The 12,412-nt window shown below is 68.8% G+C and carries 11 protein-coding genes; 6 read left to right on the forward strand and 5 right to left on the reverse strand.

Annotation, left to right across the window (positions count from 1 at the left end; genetic code table 11):
• Positions 1-10: 10 nt before the first annotated feature.
• Both C1933_RS11195 and C1933_RS11200 read left to right on the forward strand, forming a co-directional pair.
• Positions 11-3,028 (forward strand): sensor histidine kinase, encoded by a 3,018-nt coding sequence (locus C1933_RS11195; protein WP_108753324.1) that lies wholly within the window; start codon positions 11-13, stop codon positions 3,026-3,028.
• Complete coding sequence (locus tag C1933_RS11200) at positions 3,021-3,671, forward strand: response regulator transcription factor (RefSeq protein ID WP_108753325.1); 651 nt, start codon at positions 3,021-3,023, stop codon at positions 3,669-3,671. Before C1933_RS11195 ends, C1933_RS11200 begins: the two co-directional genes overlap by 8 nt.
• Before the next feature lie 291 nt (positions 3,672-3,962).
• Here C1933_RS11200 and C1933_RS11205 read toward each other — a convergent pair whose 3' ends face one another.
• Entirely contained in the window at positions 3,963-5,420 is a 1,458-nt protein-coding gene (locus C1933_RS11205; protein WP_108753326.1) for an amidohydrolase family protein, read from the reverse strand.
• Positions 5,421-5,466: 46 nt separating this feature from the next.
• Positions 5,467-6,162 (reverse strand): ankyrin repeat domain-containing protein, encoded by a 696-nt coding sequence (locus C1933_RS11210; RefSeq protein ID WP_108753327.1) that lies wholly within the window; start codon positions 6,160-6,162, stop codon positions 5,467-5,469.
• A gap of 107 nt (positions 6,163-6,269) precedes the next feature.
• Here C1933_RS11210 and C1933_RS11215 point away from each other — a divergent pair, with 107 nt between their 5' ends.
• Positions 6,270-7,151, forward strand: coding sequence for a LysR substrate-binding domain-containing protein (locus C1933_RS11215; RefSeq protein ID WP_108753328.1), 882 nt, complete (start codon positions 6,270-6,272; stop codon positions 7,149-7,151).
• A 705-nt stretch (positions 7,152-7,856) separates the two neighbouring features.
• Here the strand turns inward: C1933_RS11215 and C1933_RS11220 are convergent.
• Entirely contained in the window at positions 7,857-9,017 is a 1,161-nt protein-coding gene (locus tag C1933_RS11220) for an amidohydrolase family protein (RefSeq protein ID WP_108753329.1), read from the reverse strand.
• Positions 9,018-9,188: 171 nt separating this feature from the next.
• On the opposite strand from C1933_RS11220, the gene C1933_RS11225 reads away from it, so the two are divergent.
• Both C1933_RS11225 and C1933_RS11230 read left to right on the forward strand, forming a co-directional pair.
• Complete coding sequence (locus C1933_RS11225) at positions 9,189-9,830, forward strand: hypothetical protein (RefSeq protein ID WP_108753330.1); 642 nt, start codon at positions 9,189-9,191, stop codon at positions 9,828-9,830.
• A 74-nt stretch (positions 9,831-9,904) separates the two neighbouring features.
• Positions 9,905-10,516: a GNAT family protein gene (locus tag C1933_RS11230; RefSeq protein ID WP_108753331.1), complete on the forward strand. Its 612-nt coding sequence runs from the start codon at positions 9,905-9,907 to the stop codon at positions 10,514-10,516.
• Here C1933_RS11230 and C1933_RS11235 read toward each other — a convergent pair.
• Both C1933_RS11235 and C1933_RS11240 read right to left on the reverse strand, forming a co-directional pair.
• On the reverse strand, positions 10,513-11,286 hold the full coding sequence (locus tag C1933_RS11235) for a CDP-diacylglycerol diphosphatase (protein ID WP_108753332.1): 774 nt from the start codon (positions 11,284-11,286) through the stop codon (positions 10,513-10,515). The genes C1933_RS11230 and C1933_RS11235 overlap by 4 nt on opposite strands.
• A 50-nt stretch (positions 11,287-11,336) precedes the next feature.
• On the reverse strand, positions 11,337-11,984 hold the full coding sequence (locus tag C1933_RS11240; RefSeq protein ID WP_234414512.1) for a decarboxylase: 648 nt from the start codon (positions 11,982-11,984) through the stop codon (positions 11,337-11,339).
• 131 nt (positions 11,985-12,115) lie between these two features.
• On the opposite strand from C1933_RS11240, the gene C1933_RS11245 reads away from it, so the two are divergent.
• Entirely contained in the window at positions 12,116-12,412 is a 297-nt protein-coding gene (locus tag C1933_RS11245) for an I78 family peptidase inhibitor (protein ID WP_108753333.1), read from the forward strand.

The raw sequence follows: 12,412 nt of genomic DNA on the forward strand, positions 1-12,412 counted from the left end.
GAATGACGGCATGCGCGCCCTCCCCCGCTCTTTCCTGCAGTGCCTGCAGGGGCTGATCTGCTGCCTGTCGCTGGCGTTGCCGGCGACGGCGCTGGCCGTGCAGCAGCCGCCGGTCAGCACCGGCATGCCCGGCTACCAGCACACGGCCTGGCGCGTGGGCCAGGGCGCACCGGGCGATATCTGGGATATCGCGCAGGACCGCGACGGTCTGCTGTGGCTGGCCACCGGCTCGGGTCTCTACCGCTTCGATGGCCGCCGCTTCGAGCGCCAGGCAGCGCCGGCAGGCCAGCGCTTCCCTTCGACCAACATGGTCACCCTGGCGCGCGACCCGCAGCAGGGCCTGTGGATCGGCTACTTCCAGGCAGGCATCAGCCACAACCAGCCCGGGCGGCTGGACAACTACGGTCGCGCCCAGGGTGTTCCCGTGGGCGTGGTGCCGCGCTTCGAGCACGATCGCAATGGGCGGCTGTGGGCCGCAGTGAACGGCGGCCTGCGCTGGTTCGACGGGCAGCGCTGGCAGGCCGATGCCAGCACCGGCCTGCCCGACCGCCGCGTGCAGTGGGTGTTCCAGGACAGCCACGGCACGTTGTGGGTCTTGGCCGACCTGCAGGTCTGGTCGCGCCCGGCCGGTGCCTCACGCTTCACCTCGACTGGCATCACCGTCTCGCAGATGTCCACGTTGGCCGAGAGCCCGCGTGGCGAAGTGTGGCTGGCCGACCGCAACCGCGGCACCCTGCCGCTGGCCGACCGCAACGGCTTGCTGCCGGCCAGCGAGCGCGAGGCGCGACGCCTGCCCGGCCTGCTCGCATCGCGCATGCAGTTCACCGCCAATGGCGACCTGTGGGCGACCTTCAGCCCGCACGGTGGCGTGGCCCGGGTCAGCTTCGACGGCGACACCGCCACCGGCATTGAGCGCTTCGATACCGCCGAAGGCCTGACCGCCACGTCGGCGGTACCGGTGGTGCTCGATCGCGAAGGCAATATCTGGGTGGGCACCAACCTGGGTTTGAACCGCTTCCGCGCGCGCAGCGTGCAGACCCTGGCCGTCGGACCGACCGACCCGTACCGCTCGCTGGTGCGCACCGACGATGGCCGCGTGTACGGCTATGGCGAAGACCTGCAGCCCTACGATCTGCGCCGGCAGCTGCTGGACCGCAGCGCGCAGGAGCTGCAGGCCGCCGCGCGCCGGGAAGCGCGCCCGATGTGGCAGTTCGACTGGGTGAACCTGGCCCGCACCGAAGCCGGGAAGACCACGCGCATTCCGCTGCCTGCGCCGTTCACCGGCCAGCCCAGCCACGCCCTGCTGTTCCCTGACAACGACAATGCATGGGTCTGTGCGGGCGAACAGGCCGTGCTGCATTACCAGGCCGGGCACTGGCTGCGCGAACCGCGCCTGCCCGAGCGTGCCTGCTCCAGCCTGGCCCAGGGCAGCGATGGCAGCCTGCTGCTGGGGTATGCCGATGGGCGCGTGCGCCGCCTGGACAGCAGCGGCGTAGCCACCTACGGCACCGCGCAGGGGCTGGACGTGGGCCCGATCACCGCCCTGCTGCAACACCGTGACCTGCTGATGGTTGCCGGTGAGTCGGGCCTGTCGGTACGGATCGGCGACGGCCGGTTCATGAGCGTGCGCACCGACCTGGCCGGCGTGCTGGAGGGTATTACCGGCATCGTGGTTGATGGCCGCGGCCGGGTCTGGTTGAACGGCAGCCGCGGCCTGGTACGCCTGCAGGAAACCACCCTGCGCAGCGCGCTGCTGCAGGGCACGCCGCTGAGCCCGCGCCTGTTCGATGCGGTGGATGGGATGCCGGGCATCGCCCTGCAGAGTGGCCCCATTCCCACTGCGGTGCTGGCCGCCGACGGCCTGCTGTGGCTGGCCACCAACCAGGGGCTGGCCTGGCTGGACACCACCCAGAACCATATCGACACCCAGGCCCCGGGCGTTCGTATCGGCGATGTGCTCTACGGCGATACGCACCAGCCGCTGACCGAAGGCCTGCAACTGCCGGCCGGCACCACCCAGCTGCAGATCGATTTCGTGGCGTTGTCACTGGCACGGCCCGAACGCAACCGCTATCGCTACCGCCTGTCCGGGGTGGATGACAGCTGGCAGGATGCCGGCAGCAGCACCCGTGCCTATTACACCAACCTGGCCGCCGGCAGCTACCGCTTCGAAGTGGAAGCGGCCAACGAGGACGGCGTCTGGAGCCAGGAGCCGGCCAGCCGCAGCTTCCGCATCGCCCCCACCTTCGTGCAGACGGTGTGGTTCAAACTGCTGTGCGCGCTGGCGGTGCTGTTGGTGCTGGCCATGGCCGTGCGCGTGCGCAGTGGCCAGCTGGCCGCGCTGTTCCGCGCCCGCCTGCAGGAACGCCACGGCGAGCGCGAACGCATTGCCCGCGACCTGCACGACACCCTGCTGCAGGGCAGCCAGGGCCTGATCCTGCGCCTGCATGCCATCAGCCAATCCGAACGCACCCCGGAACCGGTGCGCGCACAGCTGGAATCGGCCATGCAGCTGGCCGAGCGCAACCTGGCCGAAGGCCGCGAACGCGTGAACGCGCTGCGCGATGGTCCGTTCAGTGGCCGCGACCTGGCCACGGCGTTGGCCGATGTGCATGCCGAGTACGCTGGCGAAGGCACCAATCCGCTGCGCCTGACCGTGGAAGGCACCCCACCGCCCCTGCAGACCGACGCCGCCGAGGAAGTGTTCCTGATCGGCCGCGAGGCCATCCGCAACGCCTTGCGCCATGCCCAGGCCAGCGCCATCGAAGTGGAGCTGTCCTACGGCCCACGCAGCTTCCTGCTGCACGTGCGCGACGATGGCATCGGCATTGCCGACCCCGGCGCCAGCCACGGCCACTGGGGCCTGCAGGGCATGCGCGAGCGTGCACAGCGGCTGGGCGCCGAACTGCAGCTGTGGACCCGCCCTGGCCTGGGCACCGAAGTCGCGCTGGCCGTACCCGGCCGCCGCCTGTACCAACGACGCGCGCCACGCTGGCGCTGGCCCTGGAGCCGCCCCACCCATGACTGATTCCCTTGCCCCCATCGGCGTACTGGTGGTCGATGACCACCCCCTGCTGCGCGATGGCCTGGCCGCCCTGCTGGGCGCGCATGCCGACCTTCGCCTGCTGGGCGAAGCCGCAGACGGCGAGGAAGCCGTCGCCCGCTACCAGCAGCTGCAGCCCGACGTGGTGCTGATGGACCTGCAGATGCCACGCCTGGATGGCGTGGAAGCCATCGTGCGGATCCGCGCGCTCGATCCGCGCGCGCGCATCATCGTGCTGACCACTTACCGCGGCGACGTGCGTGCGGTGCGCGCACTGCAGGCCGGCGCCAGTGCCTATCTGCTGAAAGACATGCTGCGCCACGAACTGGTGGATACCATCCGCACCGTCGCCGACGGCCGCCGCGCGGCCATTCCGGCCGAAGTGGCCGCCAGCATCGCCGCGCACGTGGTGGAAGACCGCCTGTCGCCGCGGGAAACCGAAGTACTGCGCCACGTGGCCAGCGGCCTGTCCAACAAGCGCATCGGCGAGCGCATGCAGATCTCCGAGCAGACCGTGAAGGCGCACATGAAGAGCCTGATGGACAAGCTGGGGGTGGGTGACCGCACCCACGCGGTCACCCAGGCCCTGCGCCGCGGCATCATCAGCCTGGACGACGGCAACCCGTAACGTCGAGCTTGCTCGACGGCCTCTGCCTCACCCTAGCGTCGAGCTTGCTCGACGGCCTCTGCCTCACCCTAGCGTCGAGCTTGCTCGACGGCCTCTGCCTTACCGCAGCGTCGAGCTTGCTCGACGGCTTCTGCCTCACCGTAGCGTCGAGCTTGCTCGACGGCGTTCCGCTCAGTCGAGCAAGCTCGACTCTACGTTCATGGCGTTCCGCTCAGTCGAGCAAGCTCGACTCTACGTTCATGGTGTTCCGCTCAGTCGAGCAAGCTCGACTCTACGTTCATGGCGTTCCGCTCAGTCGCGCGAGCTCGACTGCGCATTCCACGCGGCCACCTTGGCGCGGGTATCGGCCAGCATTTTGTCCAGCGCGGCGCGGTCATACACATCCCCGCGCAGGATCACGCTGTCGATCTTCTGCGTTGCCGCAATGTCCTGCAGCGGGTTGGCGGTCAACAGCACCAGATCGGCAGCCTTGCCCACGGCCACACCGCCATAGCGGTCCATCTGCCCGAACCACGCCGGGCCGGAACGGGTGGCCGCCGACAGCGCCTGCGGTGCGCTCAGCCCCTCTTTCACGAACAACTGCAGTTCCTGGTGCAGGGCAATGCCGGGGAAGTTGTACGAATTGAGGAAGCCTGCGTCGGTGCCGGCGATGATCGTCACCCCTGCTTCCTGCAGCATCGGCAGCACTGCGGCCACCTGGTGGTACTGCGCATGGCGCGCCTCGATCTGCGCCGGGCTGGCCTTGGCCGCACGCTCCACGCGCCAGGTGTAGGTCGCGCGCAGACCAGGGCCGATGTAGGCCAGGTAGGGATCATTGGCATGGTCATCCTGGTCCAGGAAATCCAGGATGCGCCCACCATTGAGGGTCGGGGTCACGAATACGCCGCGCTTGGCAAAGTCGCGGTAGGCGTGCATCGCGGTATCGCGGTCGAAGCTGGCGTCCAGCCGGCGGTTGGCTTCGGCGCGGTCGATGCGACCAGCGCCGAAGTCGGCGGCGATCTGCGCCTCATCCTTGCTGCCGGCCTTGAACGCGTAATCCAAGTGCTCAATGGACGCCAGGCCCGCATCCACCGCCTGCTCCACGGTCAACGCCATCGGAATATGGCCGGATGCCTTCAGACCAGCGTTGCGCGCGGCGGTGGCCGAGTACAGGAACAACTCCGGCTTCAGCGTACTGTCGGTGATCTTCACGAAGTCGACCTTGTCGTGCTGCAGCCGCGTGATCGCCTGATCCACCTGCGCCTTGTCACCCACTTCGATAGTGCCCTTCCATACCGGCTTGATGCCCTCGATCTTCGCCCCTGAACTGAGCAGGCGCGGCCCGAACAGGGTGCCGTCGGCAATCTGCCCGCGCCACTGCAGCACCTGTTCCGGCAGGTCGCCCGAACAGTCACGAATGGTGGTGATGCCGTGGGCGATGTACAGCGGCAGCAGCGCCTTGTTTTCCTCCACCAGCGCCGGGCCGCCGCCGAAGTGCACGTGCATGTCCCACAGGCCCGGAATGAGGTACTTGCCGGCGGCATCGATCTGGCGGCTGGCGCTCCATTGGCTGCGCAGCTGCGCGTCGGGGCCCACCGCCACGATGTCATCGCCACGGATCACCACGCTCTGCCCGGGCAGGTTGCGCGCGTGCTCGACATCGACCACGGTGGCATTGCGGATCAGCAGGTCGGCACGTTCGGCTGCAGACGCCGACAGCGGCGCGACAGCAACAAGGATCGCAAGGGACAAGGGGCGGGAACGGAGCATGGATGGCATCCTGGCAGGCACGCAGACGTGCGGGGTGGAAGGGGTATCAATGGGTCGCGCCGTACTGACGCAGCAGGGTTTCGATGGCGGTGTAGCCGCGCTGGCGGGCATGCGCCAACGGCGTCACGCCATCGCCGTCGGCCAGATGCGGATCGGCGCCGGCCTCCAGCAGCAACTGCACGATCTGCACGTGGCCTGGGCCGCCATCCCCGAGCAGGATGGCCTCCAGCAGCGCGGTCCAGTGCAGACGATTGACGTGGTCCACGGCCACCCCGGCGCGCAGCAGCATGCGCACCGTAGCCACGTGGCCGCGCTCGGCGGCGGGAATCAGGGCCGTGCCGCCATAGCGGTTGGTACTGCGCAGATCGGCACCGTGGGCCAGGGTCAGCGCGAGGATCTCGTCCAGCCCGCGCGCCCCGGCGTACAGGTAGGCGCTGTCCTGCATCGCATCCTTGGCGTTGACGTCGGCACCGGCGTCGATCAGCACACGTGCTGCCTCCAGCCGGTTGCCGTGGGTGGCCAGCAGCAGCGCCGTACGGCCCTGCGCGTCGCGCGCTTCCACCTGGGCACCGCCCTCCAGCGCCGCTCTCACGGCCGCGGCATCACCACGGGCAGCGGCTTCGCGCAGACGCACATCGGCCGCGCCTGTGCTGGCCGAGCAGGCTGACGCCAGCATCGCCAGCACGCACAGCAGCAACAGACGCCCGAGCGTGGGACAGCGGCGGCAACGATGGATACGCATCTGCGTTTCTCCTGTGCGGCGGGGCCGGTGCGGCGCTGCGGCCCGCTTGCCGCACCCTTTCCTGCATGGTAGAAGTCGCAGCAATCATCCAGAAGTGAAATGTTCAAATGGCTGACAGTGCCAAATCGAATAGAACACTGTTCGAACTGGACCTGCTGCGGGCCCTGGTGATGGTGGCCGACTGCGGCAGTTTCACCACCGCCGCCACCCGCCTGCACTCCACCCAGTCCACCGTGAGCCAGAAGGTACGGCGGCTGGAGGAACTGGCTGGACACCGCCTGCTCGAACGCGGCCACCGCGATGTGCACCCCACCGACGCCGGCCACACCCTGCTGGGTTACGCACGGCGCATGCTCGATCTGAACGAGGAGCTGGCCCAGGCACTGGCCGGTGCCACGGTGGAAACCGCGGTACGCATCGGCGTGCCCGAGGATTTCGTCAACCCGCAGACCACCCGCATGCTGGCTGCCTTCAGCCGTCGCCACCCGCAGGTGAAGCTGGAAATCAGCAGCGGCCTGAGCCGCGACCTGGCCCATGGGTTCGACCATGGCGAGCTGGACCTGGTGCTGGTGAAGCAGCGCCGCAACACACGCCAGGCGGTGCACTGCCGGCGCGAGCCGATGCACTGGATCGACAGTGTGCGCAGCAGCAGCCTGCAGCACGATCCGCTGCCACTGGTCACCTTCCCGCCGCGCGGGCTGTACCGCGACGAGATGATCCAGGCGGTGGAGGCGCTGGGGCTGCGCTGGCGCATTGCGTTCACCAGTTCCTCGCTCAGCGGCATCCAGGGCGCGGTGGCCGATGGCATCGGCATCAGCCTGCTGCCACGCCGCGCGGTGGGCCGCGAGCATCGCATCATCGATGGCGAACGCAGCCTGCCGGTGATCGACAACTACGAGCTGGGGTTGCTGCACCGCCCCGATGCAGACGAAGCCGTACGCGCACTGGCCGCCGAACTCTGGCGCCAAGTGCAGCGCGAAGCGGAGTAGTTCTTTGTTTGCAGGGCTGCGCCCTGCACCTGCCCATTCAACGTCAACGTCAAGGTCAAAGGCTGGATTCCTGGGGTGGGCGGGGTGGGTCCGGTTGCGGGGGACGCTGCAAGTACGTCCATGTAAGCTCGGTCGCGCTTGCTCGTGTGCGCTGTCCTGCGCACACGGCAAGACCGGGGTTGGGCGTCCTGCCCAACCCGCCCGAGGCATGCCTCGGGCCCATGGCGCTCACGCCCCCGCAACCGGACCCACCCCGCCTTCGACAGTTTTACGTGGTCTGTTGGAACGGCTCTTGGGGTCAGATCCGTTTTCCGCAGGAAAACGGATCTGACCCCGGATTCATTTCGATATCTGACAGAAAAATCGTGTCGACCAAGGTCGACACCTACCAACAGCCGCGCGGACAACCATCGCAGTTCCCAACAGCTGCAGGAATCTGTCAGAGGTGGGGCGGTGTCGGAGTGCGGGGTGTCAGCCGCATGGATGCGGCTGCCAAGCCTACACGGGTGAGGGCGCTTTGCTTGCGAAGCACTGCTTCGCAAGCGCCCGAACGCACAGCCGCCAGCGGCTGGGCCGGGCCCCGGAGGGGGACTTGCTGCGTCCCCGCACTCCGACACCGCCCCGCCACCCCACGGATAGCCCGCTTTTGCCGTTGACGTTGACGTTGCTCGACGCTTCGGCAGGTGCAGGGCGCAGCCCTGCCAACTACAACCACCGCCCCTGCACGACCACGCGCCGTTCCACAGGTACGCCGGCCACCGCCGCCGGGCCGTGGTCCGCACGCACTGCCACGAAGGTCGCCGGCAGCCCTTCGCCAATGCCGTACTGCGGCACTCCGATCGCCTGCGCGGCATGGGTGGTCACCATGTCCAGCGCCAGATCCAGATCGGCATCGGTGTAGAACCCCGAGCGGTAACCCAGCAGCATCGCCCGCTGCAGCAGATCACCGTTGCCGTACGGCCACCAGCAATCGCGGATGTTGTCGTTGCCAGCAAACACCCGCACCCCGGCATCATGCAGCGCACGCAACGGCGGGAACGGGTGGTCGCCCGGTGCGTTGCTCATGATCGCCACGCCCGCGCGGGCCAGCGCCTCGCCCACCTGCAATGCACGCGCCAGCGGCACTTCGCCCAGCGCGTAGGCATGGCTGACCGCCACCCGGCCCTGCAGGCCAGCGGCCTGGGTGCGCGCGGCAATCCGCAGCAACTGCGCCAGTCCGGTTTCGCCCGGCTCATGCAGATGGATGTCCAGGCGCACGGCGTGGCGCTCGGCCAGGCCGAACAACAGGGCAAGCTGTCCTTCGGCATCACCGTCCAGCGTGGTCGGATCGATGCCGCCCAACACCTGCACACCAGCGTCCAGGGCCTGCCGCAGCACCTCGGCGGTGCCCGGGCAGGACATCACCCCGGCCTGCGGAAACGCCACCAGCTGGATCTGCATGATGTCCGCGCAGCGCTCGGCCGCTTCGCGTACCGCCTGCAGATGCTGCAGGCCGGTGCTGCCATCAATGTCCACATGGCAGCGCATGGCCACGGTGCCGAAGGCACTGCACTGGCTGATCAGCGCCTCGGCACGCTCGGCCATTGGCACGGCCGCGGCGACGGCGGCCTTTTCCACGGCCAGGCGCTCGCGCAGGCTGGCCACCGGCTGGTGCGGGTGCCAGCGGTCACCGACGAAGCTCTTGTCCAGATGGATATGGCCATCGACCAGCCCCGGCAGCACGGTGAAACCGGCCAGATTGACGTTTTCCGCCCCTTCCGCCGCGCCGCCCGCTGCGTTGATCGCCTGCAGTTGGCCGTCACGGATGTGGAAGTGCAGTGGCGCCCCGTGGCGGTCCACGCCACCATGAACGAACTGAAGGGTCATGGGTTACTCCGCAAGGCAGACAAGGGGCCCATCGTGCGCCCCCTCGCTGCCATCGGCCAACGAAATATGGCGATGCCACACATTCACCAGAGCGATGCGTCCGCCTCGTCGCCACGCTGCACACCCCCCTGAACAGGTAACATAGCGCTCTGTTCCCGCTGTAGATGCCGCATGGGCCCGTCCGACCGCCACGATCGTCTTCGCCGCTGGCAGGCCGCGTCCCTGTTGGCCGCTGCCCCGATCGCCAGCCTGTCCGCCAGCGATGCTGCGGCCACCACGCCGCCGCCCACGCCGCCCGGCCAGCAGCGCGTCGCCGCCGCCGTGCTGGTGGAACGCCTGCACCAGCGGGTGCTCAGTGGCCAGAGCGCCACCGCCACGCTGGAAAGCTGGTGTGCCGAGCACGGCCTGGCCGAGCAGGCGCGGGTGCGTGCGGTACGCGTGCGTGGCCAGGACAAGGCCGCCCCGGCCGATGTGCTGCACGCGCTGGGTGCAACCGATGGCAGCGCCGTGCACTACCGTCGCGTGCAGCTGGTCTGCGGCAGCCGTGTGCTGTCCGAGGCCGACAACTGGTACCTGCCTGCGCGCCTCAGCCCGGCGATGAACCAGGTGCTGGACAGCACCGACGAGCCCTTCGGCCGGGTGGTCGGGCCGCTCGGGTTCCAGCGCCAGACCCTGGCCGACCAGACGTTCTGGCCGCCACGTGGCGATGGCAATCAGGGCGTGATCCTGGAAGTACGTGCACTCCTGCGCGACCGCGAGCAGCAGCCTTTCAGCTATGTGATCGAATCCTACGGGGTCGCTGCGTTGCCCTAGCGCACTGGGCGCCTTCACGCGCTTTGCAACGTATTCGATGGTTTCTGCCGGGCCGGCAGGTCACCGTCGAATGCATGTGTACCGAACCCCTTCCCTCCCCCATTCCCGCACTGCACCCGGTCCTGCGCCGGCACCTGCTGCATCTGGCCCACGGCGGCGTGATCGTGCGCCCGCTGCACCGCAATGACCTGAACGAGTGGCTCGGCCTGTGCGTGACACGCCGCGCGCGGCACGGCTTCAGCTGCCGCCCGGATGCTGACGTACAACTGCTGATCGGCGTACAGCGTTCACGCCTGCAGTTCGACAACGATCAACTGCTGCTGGGCGTGTTCGACGCCAGCAGCCGCCGCCTGGTGGATCAACTGGGCGTACGCCTGCAGTCCACCCAGGCACGCAGCGCCGAACTGCACCCGTTCTGCCAGGCCACGTGGGGCAATGCCGAGCGCCTGCGCGATACCCTGCACGCGCTCTGTGCGTTCCTTCTCGAGCAGGTGGGCCTGCACCGCCTGTACGTGCTGCTGCCGGCACGAACCCCCGCGGCCATCGCATCGGTCTGGACCGAAGCGGGCTTTGCGCACGAGGGCGTGCTGCGCGGCCAGCACTTCGACGGCCAGCACTGGCAGGATCGCCACCTGCACGCCCTGACCGCGCCGGAATGGCGCCGCCGACAGGGCGAGTTGGGCTAGCGCACCCGCTCCAGCGCCTGGCCGGCGCCGGTCAGTACCGAACACGCATGGTCCTGCAGTTCCTCGGCGCTGGCCTCGTTGCCGCTGGCCGGATCCAGCCGGGTCGCCAGCAGCACGAAACCGGGCGTGCCCTGCACGTTCTGCCGGCCCGCCACCAGCAGGCTCCACTGGCCAACATCGCCCACGCCGCTCAGCTCATGGGCCAGCAGGTTCAGCGGATTGGCGGTCAGTTCGGCACCGGGCAGCAGGCGCGCCTGGTACTGGTGGCCGCGCAAGGGCACAGGCAGCGGCGCCCATCGGGTTCCCAGCGCAGCGGCATGTGCGTCCAGCGCCTGCAGTACGTCGGCGCGCAGGCAGTCCACATTGATATGCAGCTGGTGCTGCGAACGTCCGTGCGGCGAATTCAGCGCCAGGCTGGCCACTTCACGCGGCAGGGCCTGGCCCAGTGCCCGTTCGCTGTGTACGCGGGCCCGCCAGGCCGCGGCGAAATAGTTGGGCACACCGCGCCGGTACAGCGCCGGGCTTTCAATGCCGCTCAGCTTGTCCAGCGGCATCAGCAGGTACTGGTAATCGCCGTGGGTATCCTTCACCAGCACGTCGCGCCGGTCGGCGGCCGCTTCCACCTGCAGGCAGCTTCCCTGGGGCCCCTGCTCGCTCAGGCAGTCACGCTGGATGACCCGCCACAGCGCATCGGAGTGGGCGGGCGGCGGCGTGGTGGCACAGCCGGCCACGCAGGCCAGGGACAACAGCAGCAACGAACGGGTGAACACGGCGGGTTCCGTACAGGCGGGCCGCCATTCTACCGGCTGCCGGCAACGCCTCAGTAGGTGCCGAACGGCACTTCGACCCGCAGCGGCGTACCGGCAGGCAGCAACTGCAGCGTGTAACGGTCCAGCGCGCCTTCCTCATCGGCCTGTGGCAGACGCTGGAACTTCAGCTGGTACTGCGCCTGGCCCCAGCGCACGGTCGTGCCCGCAGCATCCACCGCGGCACCCTCGGGCAGCAGCAGGCCACCCAGATCGCTGTACGCACCAGGCACGTCGGCGAAGCGGTAGTCGATCAACTCGTCCACCCGCTGCATGGCATACACGTGCGGGACATACGGCCGTGCAGCGCTGTGCAGATTGCTCAGATCGGCCACCCATACCGCAGGCAGGTGGTACTGCTCGCGCAGTGCATTGACCCCCAGCGATGGACTGGCCACCTGCAGGCAGCACACCGTGCGCCGGCCCTCACGGTCCAGGATCGCGAACCGGTCGCCGCGGGTGGCCGCCTGCGGCAGCATGGCAAAGGCGAGGTTGCGCTGCGCCGGCTCATAGCCGGTCTCGGTCTGCAGGTTGCGCCAGGCGCCGAACGGAGCGCCATCGGCCGCCGGGACCGGGTCGGCCTGCGCCTGGGCGAGCACCGCCGTGCACAGGCACAGCACGCCTGCCAGGATCTGCGCCGGGTGGAACCTGCCTGCCTTCATCTGCGATCACACGCCTGTCGATACACCGGCCACTATGCAGCGTGGCGCCGCCAGCGGCAATGATCGCACCGCTCCCGGCCGCACGGCGGCGGTGCTATGGTGCAGCCAATCCCCTGCGCAGGAGCGCCCGCATGACCGCCATCCGCCTGTCCCTGCTGCTGCCCGCCTCGGCCCTGCTGCTGTCGGCCTGTGTCAGCACGCCCGGCCCGCAGGTAAGCGGCAGCGGCCAATGCAACGCCAGCGCACTGGGCTGGGCCGTCGGACAGCCGGCCGACGAAGCCAACATGCGGCGCCTGTCACGCGAGAGCGGCGCCGGCCTGGTCAACCCGATCGGGCCGAACACGATCACCACCAAGGACATCCGCCCCGACCGCCTGCGCGTGTACGTGGACAAGGACAACATCATCACCGCCGCCCGCTGCGAATAA

The sequence above is a fragment of the Stenotrophomonas sp. ZAC14D2_NAIMI4_6 genome (assembly GCF_003086875.1).
GTDB lineage: Bacteria > Pseudomonadota > Gammaproteobacteria > Xanthomonadales > Xanthomonadaceae > Stenotrophomonas.

Excerpts from the sequence above, each read along its gene's own strand:
- C1933_RS11195 (WP_108753324.1), top strand. The coding sequence starts at position 11 with ATGCGCGCCCTCCCCCGCTCTTTCCTGCAGTGCCTGCAGGGGCTGATC.
- C1933_RS11200 (WP_108753325.1), top strand. The coding sequence starts at position 3,021 with ATGACTGATTCCCTTGCCCCCATCGGCGTACTGGTGGTCGATGACCAC.
- C1933_RS11205 (WP_108753326.1), bottom strand. The coding sequence starts at position 5,420 with ATGCTCCGTTCCCGCCCCTTGTCCCTTGCGATCCTTGTTGCTGTCGCG.
- C1933_RS11210 (WP_108753327.1), bottom strand. The coding sequence starts at position 6,162 with ATGCGTATCCATCGTTGCCGCCGCTGTCCCACGCTCGGGCGTCTGTTG.
- C1933_RS11215 (WP_108753328.1), top strand. The coding sequence starts at position 6,270 with ATGGCTGACAGTGCCAAATCGAATAGAACACTGTTCGAACTGGACCTG.
- C1933_RS11220 (WP_108753329.1), bottom strand. The coding sequence starts at position 9,017 with ATGACCCTTCAGTTCGTTCATGGTGGCGTGGACCGCCACGGGGCGCCA.
- C1933_RS11225 (WP_108753330.1), top strand. The coding sequence starts at position 9,189 with ATGGGCCCGTCCGACCGCCACGATCGTCTTCGCCGCTGGCAGGCCGCG.
- C1933_RS11230 (WP_108753331.1), top strand. The coding sequence starts at position 9,905 with ATGTGTACCGAACCCCTTCCCTCCCCCATTCCCGCACTGCACCCGGTC.
- C1933_RS11240 (WP_234414512.1), bottom strand. The coding sequence starts at position 11,984 with ATGAAGGCAGGCAGGTTCCACCCGGCGCAGATCCTGGCAGGCGTGCTG.
- C1933_RS11245 (WP_108753333.1), top strand. The coding sequence starts at position 12,116 with ATGACCGCCATCCGCCTGTCCCTGCTGCTGCCCGCCTCGGCCCTGCTG.